The organism is Achromobacter sp. FW305-C-30-7, from assembly GCF_058783105.1.
Genome location: NZ_JBYSYI010000005.1, coordinates 611,996 through 633,681, shown reverse-complemented (window position 1 = coordinate 633,681; position 21,686 = coordinate 611,996). Strand labels below are relative to the sequence as shown.

Genomic DNA, 21,686 nt, shown 5'->3' with positions numbered 1-21,686 from the left:
GATGAGGATGGGGAAGTCCGGAGCGAACGCTCCGGACCGCAATCGTTGCCCCGCGCCCCGCAGGCCGCCGACGCGACAGGCGTCTTAAGAACCCAGCCCCGTCTGCATCAAGAACCCAGCCCCGCCCGCATCAAGAACCAGCCCCGCCACAATAAAGCCAAGATCAAGCCACCCGAACCCCACCAATAGAAACCACACTCGCACTAAATCCCTTCAACAACTCCCCCCTCCGCAAAGCCACCCGCTCCATCGCCGCCTCCTTCACATGCCCGTATCCCCGGATATCCTCGGGCAAACTGGCCAAGGCCACGGCGCGCTCCAGGTTCCCGCGGTTCAATTTCGACAGGATCGCCGTCATCGTCTCCCCGTATTCGCGGATCAGCTCGCGTTCGGCGCGGCGCTCGGCCGTGTAGCCGAACGGGTCCAGCTTCGTGCCGCGCAAGCCGCGCATCTTCGCCAGCACACGGAAAACCCGCAACATCCCCGGACCGTAACTGCGCTTGATCAGGTGGCCATTCTTGTCGCGCCGCGCGAACAGCGGCGGCGCCAGGTGGAAGCGCAGCTTCCAGTCGCCTTCGAACTGCGCCTGCACGCGTTTGACGAACTCGCCGTCTGAGTACAGTCGCGCGACTTCGTACTCGTCCTTGTAAGCCATCAGCTTGAAGTAGTAGCGCGCCACCGCCAGCGCCAGCCGGTTGGTGCCCGTGGCCTCGCGCTCGGCCCGCGCGACCTTGTCCACCAATTCGGTGTATTGCCGGGCGTAGGCCGCGTTCTGGTAATCGGTCAGGAAGGCTTTGCGCACCGCCACCAACTGCTCAAGCTCGCCTGTGGGCTTCTTCAGTTCCAGCACCGGACTGGCGGCGCGCGGGCGCTTGAGTTCGATGATGCCTTCCGGCCGGGATGGTGCGCCACCGTTGGCGATCAGGCGTTTAACGGCCGCCAGATCGTGCGCCGCGCGGCGTCCCCAGGCGAAGGCGGAGAGGTTGTTCGGTACCTGCTGGCCGTTCAGTTCGATGGCGCGCAAGAGCGCCTCCTGCGACAGCGGGATCCAGCCCTTCTGGTAGGCGTAGCCCATCATCAGCGGGTTGGAATAGATCGCGTCGCCCAGCAGGCCCACAGCCAGCGCGGCGGCGTCGACGGAGGCCAGGTGCTCCTTGCCGCAGGCGGCCGCCAGGTCGGCGACCAGGTTGGCGCCCGGCAGCGTCCAGTCCGGATTGCTGACGAAGGCCGCGGTCGGCGCGGTGTCGCTGTTGAGCAGGACGCGCGTCCGGTCCGGATTCAGCCGCGCCATGGATTCCGCGCTGGTGGCCACGACCAGGTCGCCGGCCAGCAGCAGGTCGGCTTCGCCCATGGCGACCCGCGTGTTCAGCAGATGGTCCGGCGTCTGCGCCAGCACCACGTGCGAATACACGGCGCCGCCCTTCTGCGCCAGGCCCGCCATGTCCAGCACCGAACAGCCCTTGCCCTCCAGGTGTGCGGCCATGCCCAGCAGCTGGCCTATGGTGACTACGCCGGTGCCGCCCACGCCGGCGATGAAGACGCCGTAGGGCTGGTGCAATTCGCGCGCGGCCGGATGCGGCACGTCCTCGTCGATGGCGCCGTCCTGCTCCAACGCGCCCGGTTTCTTGAGCTTGCCGCCCTCCACAGTTACGAAGCTGGGGCAAAAGCCCTTCAGACAGGAGAAATCCTTGTTGCAGCTGGACTGGTTGATCGTGCGCTTGCGGCCGAACTCGGTGTCCAGGGGTTCCACCGACAGGCAGTGCGATTTCTGCGAACAGTCGCCACAGCCCTCGCACACGCGCTCGTTGATGAGCACGCGGCGCGCCGGGTCCGGATAGGCGTTGCGCTTACGCCGGCGCCGCTTCTCGGTGGCGCAGGTCTGATCATAGATCAGCACCGATACCGCGGGATGCTCGCGCAGTTCGCGCATGACCGCGTCGAGCTCATCGCGGTGCCGCACCGGCACGCCCGGCGCCAGGCCTTCGATCTGCTTGTACTTGCCAGGCTCGTCGGTGACCACCACGATCTTCTCGATGCCCTCGGCGGCCATCTGGCGGCTGATCATCGGCACGCTCAAGGGGCCATCCACCGGCTGCCCGCCCGTCATCGCCACGGCATCGTTGAACAGGATCTTGTAGGTGATCGGCACCTTGGCCGCCACCGCCGCGCGTATCGCCAAAAGGCCCGAATGGAAGTAGGTGCCGTCGCCCAGGTTGGCGAACACATGCTTTTCCTCGGTGAATGGCGCCTGTCCCACCCAGGGCACGCCCTCGCCGCCCATTTGCGTGAACACATCGGTGCTGCGGTCCATCCACCTGACCATGTAATGGCAGCCTATGCCGGCCATCCCGCGCGAGCCTTCCGGCAGGCGGGTCGAGGTGTTGTGCGGACAGCCCGAGCAGAACCAGGGCTTGCGCTCTTCGACCACGCGCGGGCGCGCCAGCTCCTGTTCGCGGCCGCTGATGAAGGCCAGGCGCGCCTCGATGCCGGCGCGCACGTCCGCAGGCAACTCGAAACGCAACAAGCGCGCGGCGATGGCGCGCGCCACCATGGCGGGCGAGAATTCGTAGTGCGCCGGCAGCAGCCAATTGCCTTGCGGCACCGACCATTCGCCGCCGTCCTTGTCGTCGAACTTGCCGACCACGCGCGGAATCTTCTTGCCGCTGCCGATCCAGCTGAACAGCTCTTCCTTCAACTGGTACTCCAGCACCTGGCGCTTCTCCTCCACGACCAGGATCTCGTCCAGGCCTTCGGCGAAGCCCTGCATGCCGGTGGATTCCAGCGGCCAGACCATGCCCACCTTGAACAGGCGCAGGCCGATGCGCTGGCACACGGCCTCGGACAAACCCAGGTCGGACAGCGCCTGGCGCGTGTCCAGATAGGCCTTGCCGGACGTCATGATGCCGAAGCGCGCGTCGCGTTGCGGCACGTGCCAGAGTTCGCGGTTGAGCTTGTTGGCGCGGGCATAGGCCAGCGCGGCATAAAGCTTGTAGTCCAGCAGGCGGGCCTCCTGCTGCAAGGGCGTGTCGGGCAGCCGGATGTTCAGGCCGTCGGCCGGCAGCTGGAAGTCCAGCGGCAGCAGGATCTCCACGCGATACGGATCCACGTCGACGGAGGCGGAGACTTCGACGATATCGGTGATGCACTTCATGCCCACCCAGACGCCCGCGTAGCGGCTCATCGCCCAGCCATGCAGCCCGTAGTCCAGCACCTCCTGCACGCTCGAAGGAAACAGCGCCGGAATCATGCAGGCCTTGAGGATGTGGTCGCTCTGGTGCGGCAAGGTCGAGGACTTGGCGGGATGGTCGTCCCCCGCCACCACCAGCACGCCGCCGTGGCGCGCGGTGCCGGCCGCGTTGGCGTGCTTGAAGACGTCGCCGCAGCGGTCCACGCCCGGCCCCTTGCCGTACCACATGCCGAAGACGCCGTCGTACTTGGCGCCCGGAAACAGATTGACCTGCTGCGAGCCCCACACCGCGGTAGCGGCCAGGTCTTCGTTGATGCCGGGCTGGAACTCGACGTGGTGGGCCTTCAGGTATTTGGCCGCCTTCCACATGTTCTGGTCGACGCCGCCCAATGGAGAGCCGCGATAGCCGGACACGAAGCCCGCCGTGTTCAGGCCGGCGCGCGCATCGCGCACCCGCTGCATCATGGGCAGGCGGACCAGGGCGTGGATGCCGCTCATCCAGGCGCGCCCGGATTCCAGGGTGTACTTGTCGTCCAGCTGGACGGATTCGAGCGCGGCACGCAAGGCAGGCGAAGCAGGAGCGTTCATGTCGACTCCAAGGGATCCAGGAACCCCTGCCGGCAACGCGCGACACCCTCTTGAAGCGCACGCGGGCGAGCAAGGGACGTGAATTGCGGGCGCTGGCGCGCTTCTGTTTCCATTGGTTGTAACCGCTCGCCCCACCCCCGGCAATAGGGCGATGCGATAATTGCCGCCATGGACTTCGCCCCTCGTATCGTCGACTGGCAGCGCCGTCACGGCCGCCACGATCTCCCCTGGCAAAACACCCGGGATCCTTATCGCATCTGGCTCTCCGAGATCATGCTGCAGCAGACGCAGGTGGCGACGGTCATTCCCTATTACGAACGCTTCCTGCAGCGCTTCCCGGACGTGGCCGCGCTGGGCGCGGCCGCCCAGGAAGACGTAATGCCTTATTGGGCCGGACTGGGCTACTACGCTCGCGCCCGCAACCTGCACCGCTGCGCGCAAGAGATCGCGCGAGATTGGGGCGGCCGCTTCCCGCCCACGGCCGAAGCCATCGCCACGCTGCCCGGCATCGGCCGCTCGACCGCGGCGGCCATCGCCGCGTTCGCCTACGGCGAGCGCGCGCCCATCCTGGACGGCAACGTCAAGCGGGTGTTCACGCGGCACTTCGGCATCGCCGGCGACCCGACCAAACGGGAAGTCGAACAGAAACTGTGGGCCTTGGCGGATGCGCAGGTCGAAGCCGCGCCCGGCCTGGACATGGCCGCCTACACGCAAGGCCTGATGGATCTGGGCGCCACGCTATGCACGCGCGGCAAGCCCGCCTGCGATGCGTGCCCGGCGGCGGACAGTTGCGTGGCCAAGCGCGAAGGCCGCCAGGCCGAACTGCCCACGCCCAAGGCGCGCAAGGCGATCCCCGAACGCGAGACCTGTATGCTGGTCCTGCGGCACGAAGGCGCCTTCCTGCTGCAACAGCGGCCCGAGCCCGGTATCTGGGGCGGGCTGTGGAGCCTGCCCGAGTTCGACGTGTCGCAAGATCCGGACAGCGCTTCGCGCGCGCTGGGCCTGGAACCCGAACAGTGCTTCGAGTTGGCCGCCTTTGCCCACACCTTCACACACTACCGCCTGCACATCCGGCCCTGGCTGGTGCCGGTGCGCGCAGCCGGCCTGCGCGAGTCCGCCAGGCCGGAACGTTGGGTGGCGGCGGATGAACTGGCATCAGTGGCGCTGCCCGCGCCTGTCAAGAAGCTGCTGCAAGGGCTGGTAGAGGCGGGGATGCAGGACAGCCTGTTCAAGGGCTGAGCGGCAGCGGCGAAGGCGCCGCCTGATGCGGCTACTCGCCCCCGCCCAGCAACATCACCAGCTTCAGATCCGGATGCGTCGCCAACCGGAATGTGATCTGCTGGTAGGCCAGCTTGCCGCGCCCCGGATGCTGGAATTCACGCAAACCGCCTTCGCGCTCCACCACCGCGTGGCGCGTCCACCAGTGGGCGAACACCGGACTCTGGCGGTTCAGGCTGTCCAGCAGCGCCAGCACGCCCGGCTCATCCAGATGCGCGCCGGCGTCGGCGCGGAATTCCGCCACCACGCGGCGGGCGCGCTGGTCCCAGTCCACCACCAGTTCGCGCGCGGCGGGGTCCAGGAAGATGTAGCGCAGCAGATTAGGTTCGGCGTCGCGCGCCGGCCAGTTGTCGAACAGCTCGCGCAACGGCTCGTTGTACGCCAGCACGTTCCAGGCGCGGTCCAGCACGTAGGCCGGCGCATTGATCGCGTTCACGCATTCCTGCAAGGGGCCAGGCGCGCCCGCATCGTCGCGGCCGTGCTGAGGGTCGGCACAGTCGGCCAGGTCGAACAGATAGGCGCGTTCGGCGCGGGCCAGTTGCAGCACGCCCGCGATGCGCGACCAGACCGAAGGCGACACCGACACCTCCCGTCCCTGCTCGATCCACGTGTACCAGGTGACGCTGATGCCGCACAGTTGGGCGACCTCCTCGCGCCGCAGCCCGGGCGTGCGGCGGCGCATGCCTTCCGGCAAGCCGGCCATCTGGGGCGTGATGCGGGAACGGGCGCTGCGCACAAATTCGCCCAGCGCCTGGCGGCGCAAGGGAGAGCCTTCATGGCCGGCGGCGCCGGTTTGGGGGGAAGTAGTCATACCAGGATGAGCAATGGACTTGTACGTGTATGGGCAGCCGCCTATCTTAGCGCCTGGGCCACCGCTTCCCAACGCTTTCCGCCCCCCGCGGCAGCCCCAGCCACCCAAGGATTCCTCATGACCGCCAGCACCCATGACGCCGCCGTCGACCGCCAATTCAGCCCGCGCGCGACCGCCTACCTGACCAGCGCCGTACACGCCCAGGGCGAAGACCTGCTGCAAATGGCAGGCATCGCCGCGCAGCATCCCGAAGCCCGGCTGCTGGACCTGGGCTGTGGCGGCGGCCACGTCAGCTTTCACGTCGCGCCGCACGTCAAGCACGTCACCGCCTATGACCTGTCGCAGCAGATGCTGGACGTGGTCGCGGGCGAGGCCGCCAAGCGCGGGCTGGCCAACCTGGCCACCTGTCAGGGCAAGGCGGAGTACCTGCCGTTCGACGACGGCGAATTCGACCTGGTGATGTCGCGCTATTCCACCCACCACTGGCAGGATGCTGGACGCGGCCTGCGCGAAGCCTTCCGCGTTCTGAAACCCGGCGGCATCGCCGTGTTCGCCGACGTGGTGTCGCCGGGCGAGCCGCTGCTGGATACCTGGCTGCAGACCATCGAGGTATTGCGCGACACTTCGCACGTGCGCGACTACTCGGTTGCCGAGTGGACCCGCATGCTGACCGAAGCCGGCTTCACCCTGCAGGGCCTGGCGCCGCGCCGCCTGCCGCTGGAGTTCCAGTCCTGGGTCGTGCGCATGCGCACGCCGGACACGCTGGTGGCGGCATTGCGCCATATGTTCGGCATCGCGCCTGACGTGGTGCGCACGCACTTCGAGGTGCAGGACGACGCGTCCTTCACCAGCGACACGGCCACCATCGTGGTGAGAAAGCCGGGCTGATTCCTCCGCTGCGGCGGGACCCGCTCGACAGCGCCCGCTCCGACCTGTATAGGTATGGGTTCGACAGAATCCCGTACAGGTAAGGAAGCGCCATGTCCGATACGTCCAACCAGCCATTGCCCGCCGCGTCACCGGTGGACCTGACCGTCACCGAGGCCGCGGCCCTGATCCGGCAAGGCAGGCTCACCAGCGTTGCGCTGACCCAGGCCTGCCTGGACCGCATCGACGCCCGCGCGGACCTCAACGCCTTCATCACCGTGGACCGCGCAGGCGCGCTGGCCCAGGCCCGCGCCCGTGACGCCGCCGGCGGCCAGGCTGATGGGACCGCGCTGCCGCTGGCTGGCGTGCCTATCGCCATCAAGGACAACATCCACGTCGCCGGCCTGCCCAACACGGCGGGCACGCCCGCCTTGAAGCATTTCCGTCCGGCCGAGGACGCACCGGTGGTGCGCCGGCTGCGCGAAGCCGGCGCCGTCATCGTCGGCAAGACCAATATGCACGAACTGGCGTTCGGCGTGTCGGGCTACAACACCGCCTTTCCCGGCACGCATGGCGAAGGCACGCGCAACGCCTACGACGCCAGCCTGATCGCGGGCGGCTCCTCCTCGGGCAGTGGCGCAGCGGTGGGCGCGCGCCTGACGCCGGCCGCGCTGGGCACGGACACGGGCGCGTCGGTGCGCCTGCCGGCGGCGGTGAACGGCGCGGTCGGCTTCCGCCCTTCGGTGGGGCGCTACGACGGCGCCGGCATCACGCCCATCTCGCATACCCGCGACACGCCGGGACCGATAGCCAACAGCATGGACGACATCGTGCTGCTGGATGCGGTGCTTGCCGGAGATCCGCAGCCGCTGTCCGCACTGCCCCCGGCTGGCATGCGCCTGGGCCTGTGCGGCTACTTCTGGCAAGGCCTGGATCCGCAGGTGCAGGCCGTGATGGACGCCGCGCTGACCAAGCTGCGCGCGGCCGGCGTGCAGTTGGTGGAACTGGACATGCCCGGCCTGGAGGCCAGCAACGCTGCGGTCGGCATGCCCGTCTGCCTGCATGAACAGAAGGGAGACCTGACGGACTATCTCGAACGCTACGAAACCGGCGTCACCTTCGAGCAGGTAGTGGCGCAGATATCCAGCCCGGACGTGAAAGGGATCTTCGACGGCCTGATCGTGCCAGGCGTGCTGCCCCTGCCCTCGGGCGAAGTGCTGCCGCTGCAACCTCTCTATGAACGCGCCATGGCGACGCATCGCGACGAGCTCATCAACGTGTATCGCCGCGCGTTCCAGGACCATGCGCTGGACGGCCTGCTGTTTCCCACCGTGCCGATCCAGCCGATGGCCGCCACGCCGGACGCCAGCAGCTTCGAAAGCTTCGGCCGTCTGGCGCGCAACGTCGATCCGGGCAGCAACGCCGGCCTGCCCGGGCTGAGCGTGCCCGCGGGCTTGTCGGCGGACGGGCTACCGGTGGGATTGGAGGTTGATGGACTGCCGGGCGAGGACCGCAAGGTGCTGGCGGTCGGACTGATGCTGGAGAACGTGCTGGGGCGGTTGCAAGGGCCGGGACGCTCCGGCGGCTGACAAGCGCTTCATGCAAAGAAAACGCCAGCCTGTTTCATGGGCTGGCGTTTTTTTTGGCAAGGCGATGGGCTATGTTGGCATTAGCCTTTCAGGCAGGTGCTCATGAACGTCTTGCGCTTGTCGCCTGTCAGCTGCTGCGAGGTAGCCTTGGCGTTGCAGTCCTTCATCTTCTGCTGCTGCGGCGTGAGCTCCTTGGCGGGCGCGGCGGCTTCGCCCTTCAGGCAGCTGCTCATGTAGGTTTTGCGCTCGTCGCCCTTCTTGCCTTCCGCCGACTTGTTGCAGTCGGCCATGCGCTGCTGCTGCGGCGTGGGCGTCTTGGCGGGAGCGGGGGCCGCAGGGGTCTGGGCAAACGCCGCGCCGGCGAAACAAGCGGTCAACAGAAAGGCCGAGGCCAATTGGCTGGTACGGGAAAGCATGGGTTCCTCCCTTGGCGCCCGCGCGCCTGGATTCAGTCGCAAAGGCGGGCCGCACGGTCCGCCGGCCCAATCGCCGGCCCGGTCATGATCGAACAAACCCGAACCCTGCGCAAGGGTGCGGAAAGTCAAGAATCGCCAAGGCCTGACATGCCCCTGAAACCGCCAGCGGCCTCCCCGTGGACACGCCATCCACGCAGGCGAATTTGCGACCAATCCAAGCACCCTGTTACCCATTCATCCCTTTGCCCCGTTGTGTACAAGACGGGAAAGGTGTGAGATAAGCATGCCCCCAGTCCAGAGGCGGCGACGACCGCCCTGCGGGTGAAAATGGCGCCCGCCACGTGGCTGCTCAGGAGACCACAATGAAACTTGCCCTTGCTTCGTTCGCGCTGCTGGCCGGCCTGTCTGGCGCCGCCGGCGCGCAGGGCCTGGTCTACGGCGTCACGCTGGGCAATGTCCAGGCGGTGCGCGACGTCAACCAGAACCTGTCGGCCATCACCGGCCTGCTTTCCAACCAGTCCGCGCGGCACGTCAACAGCGCCATGCTGACCTTCGTGCTGTACGACGCGCAGGGCCGCGAGATCGGCCGAGTGCGCGACGATGTCGTCGGCCCGCTGGCGCCCGGCCAGATCAAGCAGATCCGGGCCGTCACGCCGCTGCAGTTCACCCGCGTCACCGCGCTGGGCGTCGACGCCCGCTGACCTTCCCCCCGGCGGCCCTCGCCAGAAAGGCGCCCACGCCGGGAGCGCAGGCAGCCCGCGGCAAAAACCCTGATTCCCACAGGGTTTAGACAGCATGGCGCAAGGTCAAGTATGGGAAAATTCCACTCGTCGACTCAATAAAAGGGGCTTCCACACGAAGCCCCTTGTTGCGTGCGCCGACGCGCCAGCACGCCTGGCTCCAGCTACGAGGAAGAAAAGATCATGTTTCCAAAAAGACTCACCGAAGGCTACCAATCTTTCCTGGGGGGCCGTTTCCCTTCGGAAAGCAGCCGATATCAAAAGCTGGCCGAATCGGGACAAAACCCGGAAATCCTGATCATCGGGTGCTGCGACTCGCGCGTGTCGCCCGAAGTCATCTTCGACGCCGGCCCCGGCGAGATGTTCGTCGTGCGCAACGTCGCGAACCTGGTCCCGCCCTGTGACCCTGACTCGGAATCCTCGTACCACGGCACCAGCGCCGCGATCGAATTCGCGGTCAACGGCCTGAACGTCAAGCACATCGTGGTGCTGGGCCACGCCTCCTGCGGCGGCATCCGCTCCTTCTTCGACGACGCCAAGCCCCTGACCAAGGGCGATTTCATCGGCAAGTGGATGTCGCAGATCGAACCCGTGGCCCAACGCCTGGGCCCCGGCACCGGCGACCGCCAGGCCAACCTGAAACGCCTGGAACTGGCCACGGTCGAACACAGCCTGAACAACCTGATGACTTTCCCGTCCATCCGCCGCCGCGTGGAAAAGGGCGACCTGGAACTGCACGGCACCTACTTCGGCGTGGCCACCGGCCTGCTGTACCTGCGCGATCCCGCGACCGGTGAATTCAAGCCCTGCCTGGAATCGCCCGCGGCGGCGTAAGGCGCGGTAGCAGGCGTGCGGTAGCCCCGGCACGCCTGCGCCGGCCTTTCCTGGTTGTTCCTGCGCGCCGCGGCCGCTTGACCCGCTCGCCCTCGCAAAACCGCCAGGCCATAAATTTCCCACCCCTTCCCTCGACCAGAAAAACCCCTTCGCGCATAATTATGGACGACTTTCGTCCATAATTTGAGAACCTGAGCCGCCAAAGGGGCTGACCATGATATCGATGCAAGACAAGTGGGTCCTCGTTACCGGCGCCGGCCGCGGCTTGGGCGCGGCCATCGCGCGGGGTTTCGCGCAGCAAGGCGCGACCGTGATCGTGGCCGACGTGGACGCGGATGCGGCCGCCGCCACCGCGCAGGCTATCCGCGACGCAGGCGACAAGGCCGCAGAAGCGGTGCTGGACGTGACCGATGCCGCCGCGGTCCGCGCATTTGCGCAGCGGTTCGCCACCGACCACGGCAACCTGAACATCCTGGTCAACAACGCCGGCATCGGCGCCCTCGAGCGCTTCGAGGATCCGAAAACTCCCGAAACCTGGGACCGCGTGATGAGCGTGAACCTGCAGGGCACTTTCAATGTCACGCATGCCTTCGTCGAGCAGTTGAAGGCCGCGCGCGGCGTCATCATCAATCTGTGCTCCGTCGTGGCCTATGGCTGCAGCACCTCGCCTGCAAGCTACACCGTCTCGAAGGGCGGCGTGCGCTCGTTCACCGAAGTCCTGGCGCGCGATCTGGCTCCGCATGGCGTGCGCGTGAACGCCATCGCGCCGGGCCTGATGGAGACCGACATGACCGCAGGCGTGCGTGGGCGCCCGCAGGGCACGGACTGGTACACGCAGCGCACCCCGATGGCGCGCGCCGGACGGGCCGAGGAAATCGTCGGCCCGGTTCTTTTCCTGGCCTCCGACATGGCCAGCTATGTGAACGGCGTGGTGCTGCCCGTGGACGGCGGCTACCTGGCCGTCTGAGGGAACATCAGGAAACGGAGCCCGCCAGCCCGCACAACTCGCAAGCGTGCCTCAGACCCGGTACGCCTGCGCCAGCCTTTCGTAGTTGTTCTTCAGGATGATGCCCGCGTAATACACGTGCTCGCGCATCAGGTCCTCGGCCCGCGCGCCGTCGCGGGCGATGATTGCATTGACGATGCGGTGATGGTCGTCATGCGATCGCAGGATGATCCCGTGGTCTTCCCACAGGATGATCCGGTCCGAGGCGTAGGGAATGGCCTGCGCCTGCGTCGCGAAGCGCCGCACCCAGGGGTTGCCCGCCGCTTCCAGGATGCCGTTGTGCAGAGTGATGTTCACCTGCTGGTACGGCAGATGGTCCTCGGCCAGCAAGACGCCCTTGCCCAGGATCCGGTCCCCTTCGTCCAGGCAATTCTTCAGCACCGCCACGGCATCGTTGGATAGCCCGCGCAGGGCCGCCTGGCGACAGGCCAGCCCTTCCAGCGCCGCGCGCACCTCATAGGCCGCCACGATTTCACCGATGTCATAGGCGCGCACGGTGTAGCCGCGCTTGGGCAGATGTTCCAGCAAACCTTCATTGCCCAGCGTCGCCAGCGCCGCGCGCACCGGCGTGCGCGACACCCCAAGTTTTTCCGCCAGCGGGATTTCTTCCAGGCGGGCGCCCGGGCTGAACTTGCCGTGCAGCACCCAGTCCCGCAGCGTGTCGGTAACGTGTTGAGATAGCGTGTCCATAGCCGCATTGTATACATGAAGAATACATAGGACGCCAGACACGCTTCCGAATTTCGGAACATCTCTGTAAAACACGATGTAAATCAAACATGATTTAGGGTAAGCCCCTATACCTGCCTCTACGCCATGTATACATAATCGCAAAAAATTCAAACCAGCGGCCACGTCCCCACCCGAGGCGGACAGCACGCTACCAGGAGACAGCATGTCCAATGTATCCACGCCGGCCGGCATGGGTCCGGCCCCGCGCCTTGCGCTCGTCACGGGCGGCGGCGGCGGCATAGGCGCCCGCATCTGCCAGGAACTGGCCAGCGCCGGCTTGCGCGTCATCGTCTCGGACGTGGACGCCGCACGCGCCCGCCGCGTGGCCGACGAACTGGGCGCGCCGCACGCCTCCCATGCCTTCGACGTCAGCGACGAACACTCGGTCGACAACGCCTTCGAGCAGATCGAAGCGCAGCACGGTCCCATCGCCGTGCTCGTCAGCGCCGCCGGACTGCTGCTATTCCAGGAAAACGGCGAACGCCCGCTCATCAAGGACACCACGCTGGACATCTGGGAACGCAGCTTCGCGGTCAATGCCCGCGGCGTGTTCCTGTGCGGCCGCGCCTACCTGCGCCGGCGCGAGGCCGCGCCGCTGGCGCACGGCCGCATCGTCACGTTCACCTCTGTCGCGGCGCAGTTGGGCGGCTACCGCTCCAGCGCCTCGTACATCGCGGCCAAGTCCGCGGTGCTGGGCCTGACCAAGGCCATGGCGCGCGAATCCGCGCACCTGGGCGTCACGGTCAACGGCATCGCGCCGGGCCTCATCGACACCGACATGCTGCGCAGCACCGTCACCAGCAGCGGCGCGCTGGCCGCCGCGGCGCAAGCCATTCCGCTGGGCCGCATCGGCACCGTGGACGACGTGGCCGCCGCCGTGCGCTTCCTGGCATCCGAGGAAGCCGGCTACATCACCGGCAGCGTCATCGACGTCAACGGCGGCTACCGCATGCAGTAAGGCAATCCGGCGGCCAGGCCGGCAACGCAGCAAAGCGCCATCCACCAACAAAGGCGCGCATCAAAAAAGAACGGGAGACAAAGATGAAGAAAAGCAGTCGCTACGCAGCCGCCGCTGCACTATGCGCGTGGGCCTTGAGCACGGGCGCGCTGGCGCAACAGGAGCCGGGCATCACCGACAAGATCATCAAGATCGGCCTGTTCGCGCCCTTGTCCGGCAGCGGCATGGCCTACGGCTTTGACGTGCTGAACGCGGCCAAGATGTGGTACGCCAAGGTCAACAAGGAAGGCGGGGTGCATGGCCGCCAGATCGAGCTGGTGATCGAGGACGACCGCTGCAACGCCAACGACCTGGTCGCCGCGGTGAAGAAGCTGAACGAGCAGGACAAGGTATTCCTGCTGAACGGCGGCTCCTGCTCGGCCGCGGTGGTGGCCTCGCGCGAATATGTCGAACGCGAGAAGGTCCCGCTCGTCATGCTCAACGCCTCGGGCGACGGCGCGCTGTATCCGCCGTCCAAGTACATCTATGGCGCCTTCTCCATCTCCCAGCACGCCGTGGGCGGCTCGATGGTGCAGTTCGCCGCCGAACACCTGAAGGCCAAGAAGATCGGCTACATCAACCATGACGACGCCTACGGCGGCTGGAACCTGGAGGCCGCGCAGGCCCAGGTCAAGCAGCTGGGCGACGCGTCGCTGCAAGTCCAGTCGGTGAACCCGAACATCACCGACGTGACCGCGCCCATGCTGAAGATCCGCGCCGCCAACGCCGACGTGCTGCTGCTGACCACGTATGCCCGCCCCGCCGCGCTCATCATCAAGAAGGCGCAGGAACTGGGCTGGAACAAGCCCATCGTGCTGGCGGTGAACGGCACCGCCGACCTGAAGCAGTTGGTCGAGAACGTGGGCAACAAGGACGCCTTCAAGAACGTCTACATCCAGGAAGTGCTGTCCGACGTGCCGGGCGGCTCCAAGCTGACCTGGGTGTACGACATGTACAAGCAGGCCTACCCCGACCTGGCCGCCAAGCCGGGCCATCCGCAGACCTACATGCCCTACGGTCTGCCGCCCGCGATGGCGGTGGTCAACGCGCTGAAGGCCGCTGGCCCCCAGCCCACCCGCGAGAAAGTGCTGCAAGCGCTGGAAACCATGAAGTTCGATTCCGGTGTCATGGCCGGTCCGATCGAGTTCGGTCCGAACGACCGCGCCGCCCAGGAATCCGCCATCTACATCAAGTTCGACGGCACCAACATGTCGCTCGTGCCTGGCGCCTTCAAGAGCGTCTGGCAGTATCAGAAGTAAACCAGCGGCCCGCCACGGGTCGGGCCCGCGCGCTGGCGCAGCAGCGCGCGGGCTGCCGGAGAAACATCATGAGCTTTGCCGATATCTGGCTGTTCCTGCAGCAGGGGGTGCTGTCGGGACTGGTGACGGGCAGCGTGTACGCGCTGCTGGCGGTTGCCGTAGTGATCATTTTCAAGACCACCGACGTGCCGAATTTCGCCCAGGGCGAGATCTTCATGGTCGGCGGCTACATCGCCCTGTTCCTCACCCTGGTGATGGGCTGGCCCTATCTCGTCGTCATTCCCATCACGCTCCTCGCCGTGGCCGTCCTGTCGGGCCTGTTCCAGCGCGTCGTCATGGAACGCGTCATCGCCTCCAAGGGCGTGGGCGTGCAGATGGTGATCGCCACCCTGGGCCTGGCCTATGCGCTGAAAGGCCTGGTGCGCCAGACCGGCCTGGGCGACACGCCGCGCTCGCTGCCGCCGCTGGCCTCGACCGACGCCATCATCATCGGCGACGCGGTGCTGACCCAGCTGGACCTGGTGATATTCGCCGTCGCGGTGGCGGTGATGCTGCTGCTCTTCGGCATGTTCACCTACACCCGGGTTGGCCGCGCGATGCGCGCCGTGGGCATGAACCCCAAGGCCGCGAGGCTGGTGGGCGTGAACCTGACCCGCATTCGCATGCTGGTGTGGGCGCTGGCCGGACTGATATCGGCGGTCGCGGCGCTGCTCATCACGCCCAAGATCCTGATCACGCCCGACATCGGCCATATCGCCATCCTGGCCTACGCCGCGGCCATCGTCGGCGGCATCACCAGCCTGCCCGGCGCGGTGGTCGGCGGCTTCGTGATCGGCGTGGCGGAGAACCTGGTGGGGCTGTTCATTTCGACCAATGCCATCGTGGTTGCGCCCTTCGTGGCCATCATGGTGGTGCTGCTGCTGCGTCCGCAAGGGCTCTTGGGCGGCAAACTGCAGGTGAAGAAAGTATGAGCAAGAAAATCGACCATGCGCTGCTGGCGCTGATGGCCGTGGTGCTGGCGATCCTGCCTTTCGCGGCCAGCGGCTATGTCATCTACGTGGTGAACCTGCTGATGGTGTTCGTGGTGCTGGCGCTGGGCCTGCACCTGGTCATTGGCGAGACCGGGCAGTTTGCGCTGTCGCATGCCGCTTTCTACGGCGTGGGCATCTATACCGCCGGCCTCATCAACAATCTGTGGCATCCGCCCTTCTTCATTTCCATCGTCGCGGGCGGGCTGCTGGCCGCCGCGCTGGGCTATGTGATCGGCGCGCTGGCGCTGCGCATGCGCGACATCTACCTGGCGCTGTCCACCTTCGCCTTCGGCGAAGCGATGCAGTGGGTGTTCCTGAACTGGCAATCGGTCACCAATGGCTCGAACGGTTTCCGGATCTCGCCGGCCACGCTGTTCGGCTATGAACTGGTGTCGGACGCCAAGGCGTACCCCTTCGTGGTGCTGATCGCCGCGCTGCTGCTCTGGGCCACCGTCGCCCTGTCCCGCTCGCAGCTCGGTTCGGCCTTCCGCGCGGTGCGCGAAAGCGACGTGGCGGCGCAGGCCATGGGCGTGAATGTCAACGCCATCAAGCGCACCGCCTTCACGCTTTCCGCCGCCTATGCCGGCATCGCGGGCGGCATGTACACGACCTTCGCTTCCTTCATCCACCCGGAAAGCCTGGGCTTCCAGACCACCATCCTGATCCTGACCATGGTGGTGGTCGGCGGCATCGGCTCGGTGCGCGGCGCCATTGCCGGCGCCCTGGCCTTCGGCCTCATTTCCGAGTTGCTGCGCCAGGCGCTGTCGTTCCAGGAAATCATCTACGGCGTCATATTGATGGGCTTCATGATGTTCGCGCCCAAGGGCCTGTTCGCCGGCCGCGGCGCGCGCGGACGCGCGCCGGCGCCCGCCACGCCGCTCCCCTCCACGCCCAACAAGGCCGCGGCCAAACCGACCCAAAGGAGCGCGGCATGAGCAGCCATCCCTATCTGGACGTGCAGGGTCTGACCGTGAAGTTCGGCGGCCTCACCGCCATCAACGGCCTGTCCATGCAGGTCGAGCGCGGCCGCATCCACGCGCTGATCGGCCCCAACGGCGCGGGCAAGTCCACCACCTTCAATTGCATTTCGCGCTACTACCGACCCAGCAGCGGCAGCATCCAGTTCGACGGCATCGACATCACCCGCAAGAAGCCGCATGAAATGGCGGCGCTGGGCGTGGCCCGCACCTTCCAGAACCTGGAGCTGTTCGGCGCGCTCAGCGTGCGCGAAAACGCGCTGCTCGGCACCTACGCGCACGGCGCCGACAGCGCCGGCAAGCTGCTGCGTCCGGCCGCCGCGCAGACGCGCGAGCGGGTCGAGCACCTGCTGGAACGCGTGGGGCTGGCCGACTTCCTCGACACGCCGGCGTGCAGCCTGGACTTCGGCCGCCAGAAGATGCTGGAACTGGCACGCGCCCTGGCCATATCGCCCAAGCTGCTGTTGCTGGACGAACCGGCGGCCGGCCTGCGCAACCGCGAGATCGAAACGCTGGACCGCCTGCTGACCGAGCTGTGCGAACGCGACGGCATCACAGTGCTGCTGGTGGAGCACGTCATGCAGCTGGTGATGTCGATCTCGGATCGCATCACCGTCATGTCCTTCGGCGAGAAGATCGCCGAAGGCACGCCCGCGGAAGTGCGCAGCAACCCCCGGGTCATCGAAGCCTATCTGGGCAAGGGAGCCGCTGGTGGCTGAATATCTGCTTGAAGTCGAGGCGGTATCGGCCGCCTACGGCAATATCCGCGCGCTGCAGGACGTATCGCTGAAAGTGCCGCAGGGCGCCATCGTGGCGCTGCTGGGCGCCAACGGCGCGGGCAAGTCCACCACGCTCAATGTGATCTCGCGCCTGGTGGCTCCCACCGCGGGCAGCGTGCGCTTCGCCGGCGAGCCCATACACCGCCTGGCGGCGGACGCCATTGTGGGACGCGGCATCGTGCAGGTGCCGGAGGGCCGCGAGATCTTCCGCGACATGAGCGTGCGCGAGAACCTGGAAATGGGCGCCTACCTGCGCACCGACCGCCCGGCGGTCAAGCAGGATCTGGACATGGTCTGCGACACCTTTCCGCGCCTGCGCGAACGCTACGAGCAAAAGGCCGCGACCTTGTCCGGCGGCGAACAGCAAATGCTGGCCACGGGCCGCGCCATGATGGCGCGGCCGCGCATGATCCTGCTGGATGAACCGTCGATGGGACTGTCGCCGCTGGTGGTCGAACAGATCTTCGACATCGTGCTGCGGCTGAATCGCGAACAAGGCATCACCATCCTGCTGGTGGAGCAGAACGTGAAGCTGGCGCTGTCAGTGTCCAGTTACGCGTACATCCTGGAAAACGGCGAAATCGCGCTGGAAGGCGAATCCGCCGCGCTCGCCAGCGACGAAGGCGTGCAGCGCGCCTATCTGGGCGCCTAGCGCGCCGAAAGGACCGACCATGATATCGATGCAAGACAAGCGGGTGCTCGTCACGGGCGCGGGCCGCGGCCTGGGCGCGGCCATCGCGCAGGGCTTTGCGCGCCAAGGCGCGGCCGTGATCGTCGCCGACGTGGACGCGGCGCTGGCCGCCGCCACGGCGCAGGCCATCCGCGTAGCGGGCGGCAAGGCTGCGGACGCAGTGCTGGACGTGACCGATGCCGCCGCCGTGCGCGCCTTTGCCGAGCGGTCCGCCACCGAACACGGCCATCTGGACATCCTGATCAACAACGCCGGGATTTCCGCCCGAGCCCCGTTCGACGATCCCAAGACGCCCGAGATCTGGGAGCGTCTGATGAGCGTGAATCTGCAGGGCACCTTCAACGTCACGCACGCCTTCGTCGAGCAGCTGAAGGCCACACGCGGCGCCATCGTCAACCTGTGTTCCATCGTGGCCTATGGCTGCAGCATTTCGACCGCGGGCTACGTGGTGTCCAAGGGCGGCGTGCGCTCCTTCACCGAGGTGTTGGCGCGCGACCTGGCGCCGCACGGCGTGCGCGTGAACGCCGTGGCCCCCGGTCTGATGGAAACCGAGATGACGGCGGGCCAGCGCGCGCAAGCGCAGGGCACGGACTGGTACATGCAGCGCGCGCCCATGGCGCGCGCGGGACGGGCCGACGAGATCGTGGGCCCGGTTCTTTTCCTGGCCTCGGACATGGCCAGCTACGTGAACGGCGTGGTGCTGCCCGTGGACGGCGGCTACCTGGCCGTATAGGGAAACATCATGAATCTGGGCACGGCATTGGTCACGGGCGGCGCCAGCGGCATGGGCTTGGCGATCGTGGAGCGGCTGGCGCGCGACGGCTTTCGCGTCGTGCTGGCCGATCGCAACGCGGAGCTGGCCGCGAAAGAGGCGCAGGCATTGCAGGCGCAGGGGCTGGACGTGGAACACCGCGTGGTGGACCTGACGGATGAGGCCGCCACCCGTGCGCTGGCCCGCTCGCTCGCGCCGCTGGCGGCGCTGGTCAACAACGCGGGGCTGTTCGACGAGCGCAAGTTCTTCGAGGTCGACAGCGCCGACTACCGCCGCGCCTTCGACGTCAACCTGCTGGCGGTGGCGACCCTGACGCAGGAAGCGGCGCGCGACATGGCGCCCGGCGCCAAGATCGTCAATATCGCGTCGCGCGCCTACCTGGGCGCGAAGAACCACCCGCACTACGTAGCCTCGAAAGCGGCCCTGGTGGGCTACACACGCGCCTCGGCCATGGAGCTGGCCGCGCGCGGCATCCTGGTCAACGCCATCGCCCCCGGCCTCATCGACACGCCGCTCTTGCGCAATCTCACACCCGAACGCCTCGCGGCCCAACTGGCCCTGCAGCCCACCGGCCGCGCAGGCCAGCCGCAAGACATCGCCAATGCCGTGTCCTTCCTGGCCGCGCCGCACATGGACTTCATCACAGGCCAGGTCATCTTCGTGGACGGCGGTAAATCGCTGGGCGGCTCGGGAGCATAGGCAGCATGGAAGGCATCACTTGGGACAAGGAAGTCGACGCGCTGGTCGTCGGCTCGGGCGCGGGCGGCATGGCCGCGGCGTTGACGGCGCGCGAGGAAGGGCTGGACGTGCTGCTGGTCGAGAAGACCGGCCGCGTTGGCGGCTCCACCGCCATCTCCGGCGGCGCGCTGTGGATACCGCTGAATGCGCAGACGGAAGCCGCCGGCCATCCGGACAACTTCGACAAGGTGTGGACCTATCTGGAACAGACCGTGGGCGCGGCGGCCCCGGACGACATGAAGCGCGCCTACCTGGAAGCCGGCCCGCGCATGATGGACTACCTGGCCTCGCGCGGCATCCTGGACGTGGCCGCGCGCACCGCCTCGCCCGATTACTACCCCGATCTGCCCGGCGCCGCGATGGGCGGCCGCTCGCTGGATCCGCTGGAGTTCGACGGCCGCAAGCTGGGCCAGGACTTCCGTACGCTGCGCGATCCGCTGAAGGAATTCACGGTGCTGGGCGGCATGATGGTCAACATCACCGACGTGCGGCATCTGCTGCGCGCCACGCGCTCATTCGCGGCCTGGCGCCACAGCATGAAGCTGGTGCTGCGCTATGCCGCCGACCGCGCGCGCGGTTATCACCGCGGCACCCGCCTGTTGCTGGGCAATGCGCTGGCCGCGCAGCTGTTCCACGGCCTGCTGGCCCGCAGGATCGAGTACTGGCTCGACACGCCGGCGCTGGCGCTGCACCGCGATGCCAGCGGCCGCGTGCTGGGCGCCGCCGTCGCGCGCGGCGGCAAGACGCTGAACATCCGCGCGCGGCGCGGCGTAGTGATGGCCACGGGTGGCTTTCCCTGGGATCCGGAGCGCCGCGCGCAGTCCTATCCCCAGCCCACCGGCCTCTGGTCCATGTCGCCGCGGGACAATACGGGCGACGGCATCCGCCTGTCGGAAACCGCCGGCGCCGCGCTCGGCACGGGCCACGCCAGCCCCGCATTCTGGGCGCCGGTATCCGTCCTGGAATCCGCGGACGGCCAGCGCCTGCATTATCCGCACCTGGTGTGGGACCGGGCCAAGCCCGGCCTCATCGCGCTCAACAGCGCCGGCCAGCGCTTCGTCAACGAATCGGCTTCGTACCACGAGTTCGTGCAGGCCATGTACCGCAACAACGGCGCGACGCCCAGCGTTCCCGCCTTCCTGATCTGCGACCAGCGCTTCATCGATACCTGGGGCCTGGGTCTGGCGCTGCCTGGCGGGAGACCGCGCCAGCATCTGATCGATGCGGGCTATCTGCTGCAAGGCGCCACCCTGGCGGCGCTGGCGGCACGGCTGGGCGTGCCCGGCGATGCACTGCAAGCCACGGTGGACCGCTACAACGCCCACGCGGCCCAGGGCCAGGACCCGGATTTCGGCAAGGGATCGACCGCCTACAACCGCTACCTGGGCGATCCGGAACACGAACCCAATCCCTGCCTCGCGCCGCTGGGTCCCGGCCCCTATTACGCGGTCAAGGTCTATCCCGGCGACATCGGCACGGCCTGCGGCATCGCCGCCAACCGGGACGCCCAGGCCCTGGACGCCGCAGGCGCGCCCATCCCCGGCCTCTACGTCGCCGGCAACGACATGCAATCCGTGATGGGCGGCGCCTATCCCGGCCCCGGCATCACGCTCGGTCCCGCCTTGACCTTCGGCTGGATCGCTGGACAACATCTGGCGCATGCACAACACTGACGCCTCTCCACCGACAAGGATACCCATGAAAATCTTTTACTCGCCCGCCTCGCCCTTCGTGCGCAAGTGCATGGTCATCGCCCATGAGCTCGGCCTGGCCGACCGCATCGAAAAGCTGCCCAGCGCGGCCGGCCCCGTCGCGCGCGACCAGAGCATCATCCCCAGCAATCCGCTGGGCCAGGTGCCTACCTTCATCACCGACGACGGCCAGGCGCTGTACGACAGCCGCGTGGTCTGCGAATACCTCAACGACCTGGGCGGCGGCGCGCTGTTCCCGGCCGGCAAGGACCGCTGGCAGGTACTGACAGAGCAATCGATGGCCGACGGCATGCTGGGTGCGGCGCTGCTGGCCCGCTATGAAACCGTGCTGCGCCCCGAAGCGCTGCGCTGGGACGGCTGGGTCGAAGGCCAGTTGGGCAAGGTCCGCGACGGCCTCGCGCTGGTGGAGAAGAGCGCCGCCTCGCTGAACGGCCGCCTCGACATCGGCACCATCACCATCGGATGCGCGCTGGGCTATCTGGATTTCCGCTTCCCCGACCTGGATTGGCGCGCCGGCCACCCGGCCACCGCCGCCTGGTACGAGACCTTCAGCCAACGGCCATCCATGCAGGCCACCAAGCCCTGATCCGGTTTGGGCAGGCGCAGGGCCGGGAGAACCCGCCGGGCTCCCTGGCCATCACCTGCCCTGAGTACGGCGCGGCCCTCGGGCCGCGTCGCTAGG

20 protein-coding genes are annotated in these 21,686 nt (G+C 67.3%); 16 read left to right on the top strand and 4 right to left on the bottom strand.

The genetic code is table 11. The features are described from left to right. Positions 1–163: 163 nt before the first annotated feature. Entirely contained in the window at positions 164–3,775 is a 3,612-nt protein-coding gene (locus AC3WOB_RS19855) for an indolepyruvate ferredoxin oxidoreductase family protein (protein ID WP_492275946.1), read from the bottom strand. A gap of 168 nt (positions 3,776–3,943) precedes the next feature. On the opposite strand from AC3WOB_RS19855, the gene mutY reads away from it, so the two are divergent. Then, complete coding sequence (mutY, locus tag AC3WOB_RS19850; RefSeq protein WP_492275945.1) at positions 3,944–5,014, top strand: A/G-specific adenine glycosylase; 1,071 nt, start codon at positions 3,944–3,946, stop codon at positions 5,012–5,014. Between the two features lie 31 nt (positions 5,015–5,045). Here the strand turns inward: mutY and AC3WOB_RS19845 are convergent, their stop codons facing one another. Next, the gene (locus AC3WOB_RS19845; RefSeq protein WP_013391291.1) at positions 5,046–5,864 is read right to left on the bottom strand and encodes a helix-turn-helix transcriptional regulator; all 819 of its coding nucleotides are present in this window, start codon (positions 5,862–5,864) and stop codon (positions 5,046–5,048) included. A 117-nt stretch (positions 5,865–5,981) separates the two neighbouring features. On the opposite strand from AC3WOB_RS19845, the gene AC3WOB_RS19840 reads away from it, so the two are divergent. Beyond that, on the top strand, positions 5,982–6,752 hold the full coding sequence (locus AC3WOB_RS19840; protein ID WP_013391290.1) for a class I SAM-dependent methyltransferase: 771 nt from the start codon (positions 5,982–5,984) through the stop codon (positions 6,750–6,752). 92 nt (positions 6,753–6,844) lie between these two features. Next, positions 6,845–8,320 carry an indoleacetamide hydrolase gene (gene iaaH / locus AC3WOB_RS19835; protein WP_013391289.1) on the top strand — a complete coding sequence of 492 codons (1,476 nt, stop codon included), beginning with the start codon at positions 6,845–6,847 and terminating at the stop codon, positions 8,318–8,320. 80 nt (positions 8,321–8,400) lie between these two features. Here iaaH and AC3WOB_RS19830 read toward each other — a convergent pair whose 3' ends face one another. Next, the gene (locus AC3WOB_RS19830) at positions 8,401–8,736 is read right to left on the bottom strand and encodes a PsiF family protein (protein WP_013391288.1); all 336 of its coding nucleotides are present in this window, start codon (positions 8,734–8,736) and stop codon (positions 8,401–8,403) included. 362 nt (positions 8,737–9,098) lie between these two features. Here AC3WOB_RS19830 and AC3WOB_RS19825 point away from each other — a divergent pair, with 362 nt between their 5' ends. The 3 genes from AC3WOB_RS19825 (at position 9,099) to AC3WOB_RS19815 (ending at position 11,277) form a co-directional block, all read left to right on the top strand. Beyond that, the gene (locus AC3WOB_RS19825) at positions 9,099–9,437 is read left to right on the top strand and encodes an FxLYD domain-containing protein (protein WP_492275944.1); all 339 of its coding nucleotides are present in this window, start codon (positions 9,099–9,101) and stop codon (positions 9,435–9,437) included. Positions 9,438–9,659: 222 nt separating this feature from the next. Continuing rightward, a complete protein-coding gene (locus AC3WOB_RS19820) occupies positions 9,660–10,310 on the top strand; it encodes a carbonic anhydrase (RefSeq protein WP_013391286.1) in 651 nt (216 codons plus the stop codon). Between the two features lie 214 nt (positions 10,311–10,524). Further along, positions 10,525–11,277, top strand: a complete 753-nt coding sequence (locus AC3WOB_RS19815) for an SDR family NAD(P)-dependent oxidoreductase (RefSeq protein ID WP_013391285.1) — start codon at positions 10,525–10,527, stop codon at positions 11,275–11,277. Between the two features lie 51 nt (positions 11,278–11,328). Here AC3WOB_RS19815 and AC3WOB_RS19810 read toward each other — a convergent pair whose 3' ends face one another. Further along, positions 11,329–12,006: a GntR family transcriptional regulator gene (locus AC3WOB_RS19810; RefSeq protein WP_013391284.1), complete on the bottom strand. Its 678-nt coding sequence runs from the start codon at positions 12,004–12,006 to the stop codon at positions 11,329–11,331. A 205-nt stretch (positions 12,007–12,211) separates the two neighbouring features. Here AC3WOB_RS19810 and AC3WOB_RS19805 point away from each other — a divergent pair, with 205 nt between their 5' ends. From AC3WOB_RS19805 to AC3WOB_RS19760, 10 genes are all read left to right on the top strand, one after another. Then, on the top strand, positions 12,212–13,006 hold the full coding sequence (locus AC3WOB_RS19805; protein ID WP_013391283.1) for an SDR family NAD(P)-dependent oxidoreductase: 795 nt from the start codon (positions 12,212–12,214) through the stop codon (positions 13,004–13,006). A gap of 83 nt (positions 13,007–13,089) precedes the next feature. Then, positions 13,090–14,304 carry an ABC transporter substrate-binding protein gene (locus tag AC3WOB_RS19800; protein WP_492275943.1) on the top strand — a complete coding sequence of 405 codons (1,215 nt, stop codon included), beginning with the start codon at positions 13,090–13,092 and terminating at the stop codon, positions 14,302–14,304. Between the two features lie 68 nt (positions 14,305–14,372). Next, on the top strand, positions 14,373–15,275 hold the full coding sequence (locus AC3WOB_RS19795; protein ID WP_013391281.1) for a branched-chain amino acid ABC transporter permease: 903 nt from the start codon (positions 14,373–14,375) through the stop codon (positions 15,273–15,275). Then, the gene (locus AC3WOB_RS19790; RefSeq protein ID WP_013391280.1) at positions 15,272–16,270 is read left to right on the top strand and encodes a branched-chain amino acid ABC transporter permease; all 999 of its coding nucleotides are present in this window, start codon (positions 15,272–15,274) and stop codon (positions 16,268–16,270) included. Before AC3WOB_RS19795 ends, AC3WOB_RS19790 begins: the two co-directional genes overlap by 4 nt. Beyond that, the gene (locus AC3WOB_RS19785) at positions 16,267–17,031 is read left to right on the top strand and encodes an ABC transporter ATP-binding protein (RefSeq protein WP_492275942.1); all 765 of its coding nucleotides are present in this window, start codon (positions 16,267–16,269) and stop codon (positions 17,029–17,031) included. The genes AC3WOB_RS19790 and AC3WOB_RS19785 overlap by 4 nt, the downstream gene beginning before the upstream one ends. Continuing rightward, positions 17,024–17,743 (top strand): ABC transporter ATP-binding protein, encoded by a 720-nt coding sequence (locus tag AC3WOB_RS19780; protein WP_013391278.1) that lies wholly within the window; start codon positions 17,024–17,026, stop codon positions 17,741–17,743. Before AC3WOB_RS19785 ends, AC3WOB_RS19780 begins: the two co-directional genes overlap by 8 nt. A gap of 19 nt (positions 17,744–17,762) precedes the next feature. After that, positions 17,763–18,515 (top strand): SDR family NAD(P)-dependent oxidoreductase, encoded by a 753-nt coding sequence (locus AC3WOB_RS19775; protein WP_492275941.1) that lies wholly within the window; start codon positions 17,763–17,765, stop codon positions 18,513–18,515. A 9-nt stretch (positions 18,516–18,524) separates the two neighbouring features. Next, positions 18,525–19,253 carry an SDR family NAD(P)-dependent oxidoreductase gene (locus AC3WOB_RS19770; RefSeq protein ID WP_424243453.1) on the top strand — a complete coding sequence of 243 codons (729 nt, stop codon included), beginning with the start codon at positions 18,525–18,527 and terminating at the stop codon, positions 19,251–19,253. A 5-nt stretch (positions 19,254–19,258) separates the two neighbouring features. Further along, a complete protein-coding gene (locus tag AC3WOB_RS19765; protein ID WP_492275940.1) occupies positions 19,259–20,965 on the top strand; it encodes an FAD-dependent oxidoreductase in 1,707 nt (568 codons plus the stop codon). Positions 20,966–20,990: 25 nt separating this feature from the next. Next, a complete protein-coding gene (locus AC3WOB_RS19760) occupies positions 20,991–21,590 on the top strand; it encodes a glutathione S-transferase (RefSeq protein ID WP_492275939.1) in 600 nt (199 codons plus the stop codon). Positions 21,591–21,686: the final 96 nt, after the last annotated feature.

Excerpts from the sequence above, each read along its gene's own strand:
- AC3WOB_RS19855 (WP_492275946.1), bottom strand. The coding sequence starts at position 3,775 with ATGAACGCTCCTGCTTCGCCTGCCTTGCGTGCCGCGCTCGAATCCGTC.
- mutY (WP_492275945.1), top strand. The coding sequence starts at position 3,944 with ATGGACTTCGCCCCTCGTATCGTCGACTGGCAGCGCCGTCACGGCCGC.
- AC3WOB_RS19845 (WP_013391291.1), bottom strand. The coding sequence starts at position 5,864 with ATGACTACTTCCCCCCAAACCGGCGCCGCCGGCCATGAAGGCTCTCCC.
- AC3WOB_RS19840 (WP_013391290.1), top strand. The coding sequence starts at position 5,982 with ATGACCGCCAGCACCCATGACGCCGCCGTCGACCGCCAATTCAGCCCG.
- iaaH (WP_013391289.1), top strand. The coding sequence starts at position 6,845 with ATGTCCGATACGTCCAACCAGCCATTGCCCGCCGCGTCACCGGTGGAC.
- AC3WOB_RS19830 (WP_013391288.1), bottom strand. The coding sequence starts at position 8,736 with ATGCTTTCCCGTACCAGCCAATTGGCCTCGGCCTTTCTGTTGACCGCT.
- AC3WOB_RS19825 (WP_492275944.1), top strand. The coding sequence starts at position 9,099 with ATGAAACTTGCCCTTGCTTCGTTCGCGCTGCTGGCCGGCCTGTCTGGC.
- AC3WOB_RS19820 (WP_013391286.1), top strand. The coding sequence starts at position 9,660 with ATGTTTCCAAAAAGACTCACCGAAGGCTACCAATCTTTCCTGGGGGGC.
- AC3WOB_RS19815 (WP_013391285.1), top strand. The coding sequence starts at position 10,525 with ATGATATCGATGCAAGACAAGTGGGTCCTCGTTACCGGCGCCGGCCGC.
- AC3WOB_RS19810 (WP_013391284.1), bottom strand. The coding sequence starts at position 12,006 with ATGGACACGCTATCTCAACACGTTACCGACACGCTGCGGGACTGGGTG.
- AC3WOB_RS19805 (WP_013391283.1), top strand. The coding sequence starts at position 12,212 with ATGTCCAATGTATCCACGCCGGCCGGCATGGGTCCGGCCCCGCGCCTT.
- AC3WOB_RS19800 (WP_492275943.1), top strand. The coding sequence starts at position 13,090 with ATGAAGAAAAGCAGTCGCTACGCAGCCGCCGCTGCACTATGCGCGTGG.
- AC3WOB_RS19795 (WP_013391281.1), top strand. The coding sequence starts at position 14,373 with ATGAGCTTTGCCGATATCTGGCTGTTCCTGCAGCAGGGGGTGCTGTCG.
- AC3WOB_RS19790 (WP_013391280.1), top strand. The coding sequence starts at position 15,272 with ATGAGCAAGAAAATCGACCATGCGCTGCTGGCGCTGATGGCCGTGGTG.
- AC3WOB_RS19785 (WP_492275942.1), top strand. The coding sequence starts at position 16,267 with ATGAGCAGCCATCCCTATCTGGACGTGCAGGGTCTGACCGTGAAGTTC.
- AC3WOB_RS19775 (WP_492275941.1), top strand. The coding sequence starts at position 17,763 with ATGATATCGATGCAAGACAAGCGGGTGCTCGTCACGGGCGCGGGCCGC.
- AC3WOB_RS19770 (WP_424243453.1), top strand. The coding sequence starts at position 18,525 with ATGAATCTGGGCACGGCATTGGTCACGGGCGGCGCCAGCGGCATGGGC.
- AC3WOB_RS19765 (WP_492275940.1), top strand. The coding sequence starts at position 19,259 with ATGGAAGGCATCACTTGGGACAAGGAAGTCGACGCGCTGGTCGTCGGC.
- AC3WOB_RS19760 (WP_492275939.1), top strand. The coding sequence starts at position 20,991 with ATGAAAATCTTTTACTCGCCCGCCTCGCCCTTCGTGCGCAAGTGCATG.